Below are 1,463 nucleotides of genomic sequence, written 5' to 3'. Positions count from 1 at the left end.
GCCCCGGATACGTCGCCGACACCGCCTCGCCGGGCGGTGTCTCGGGGTAGCTGGGCGGGCTCGGATGGGGTGGCCCCTCGGCGCCGATATCGTGGCTCGACGGGTGGGGTCCGGCCATCAATGTCTCCTCCGGGGGTAACGGGGGCGGCAAGCGGTTCTCGCTGAGAGCATTCGGGCCCCGGTGTCGAACCCAGCGACATGAACTCGCCTACGCAGGCTAGCGCACTCCCGGGGGAAGGCGGTGGGGGCGAAACCGCTACCGTTGGGTAGTATTACCTAGATCAGCTTAGAAAATGAAGGGTGGATACTTCGTGACGATTGCGGTGACCGGTTCGATCGCTACCGACCATTTGATGCGGTTCCCCGGCCGGTTCTCCGAACAACTGCTGGCTGATCACCTGCAGAAGGTGTCGCTGAGCTTCCTGGTCGACGACCTGGTGATCCACCGCGGCGGGGTGGCCGGCAACATGGCCTACGCCATCGGGGTGCTCGGCGGCGACGTGGCGCTGGTCGGCGCCGCCGGCGACGACTTCGCCGACTACCGGGCCTGGCTGGTGGCGCACGGCGTCAACTGCGACCACGTGCTGGTGTCGGCCACCGCGCACACCGCCCGATTCGTCTGCACCACCGACACCGAGATGGCCCAGATCGCGTCGTTCTACCCGGGCGCGATGTCGGAGGCCCGGGACATCTCGCTGGCCAAGCTGGTCGGGGCCATCGGCACCCCGGAGCTGGTGATCGTGGGCGCCAACGACCCCGAGGCGATGTTCTTGCACACCGAGGAGTGCCGCAAGCTGGGGCTGGCGTTCGCCGCCGACCCGTCCCAGCAGCTGGCCCGGCTGTCCGGGGAGGAGATCCGCCGGCTCGTCGACGGCGCCGCCTACCTGTTCACCAACGACTACGAGTGGGAACTGCTGCTGTCCAAGACCGGCTGGACCGAGGCCGAGGTGATGGCGCAGGTCGGGCTGCGGGTCACCACGCTGGGCGCCAAGGGTGTGGACATCATCGACCGCGACGGCACCACCATCCACGTCGGCGTGGTGCCCGAAACCAGCCAGGTCGACCCCACCGGGGTGGGCGACGCGTTTAGGGCCGGCTTCTTGACCGGGCGCAGCGCGGGCCTTTCCCTGGAGCGCTCCGCGCAGCTGGGCTCGCTGGTGGCGGTGCTGGTGCTGGAGTCGACCGGCACCCAGGAATGGGAGTGGGACCGCGAGGTGGCGGTGACCCGGCTGGCCGGTGCCTACGGCGACGAGGCGGCCGCCGAGATCGGCGCCGCGCTCGGCTAGGTTCCGCGCTCGGCTAGGCGCCGCGACTGTGCAGTTTCATACGCCCGCCGCGGCTCAGGCTCAAGTGATCGCTGCAACACCTATCGGGAAGGTGTTGGTGCGGTATGGGTTATCAGACGGGGTTTCGGGGTCGGGGCGATCGGCGGGTGCCGGAGTCGGTGCGGGAGCGGTTTTGGG

At 69.1% G+C, this 1,463-nt stretch carries 1 protein-coding gene; it reads left to right on the top strand.

Annotation, left to right across the window (positions count from 1 at the left end):
* The first annotated feature begins 311 nt into the window (after window positions 1-311).
* Window positions 312-1,286 (top strand): carbohydrate kinase family protein, encoded by a 975-nt coding sequence (locus BKN37_RS27145; RefSeq protein ID WP_071030396.1) that lies wholly within the window; start codon window positions 312-314, stop codon window positions 1,284-1,286.
* Window positions 1,287-1,463 lie beyond the last annotated feature (177 nt).

The sequence above is a fragment of the Mycobacterium talmoniae genome, assembly GCF_001854525.1.
GTDB classification, from domain to species: domain Bacteria; phylum Actinomycetota; class Actinomycetes; order Mycobacteriales; family Mycobacteriaceae; genus Mycobacterium; species Mycobacterium talmoniae.
This window is presented reverse-complemented; position numbering and strand designations above follow the sequence as displayed.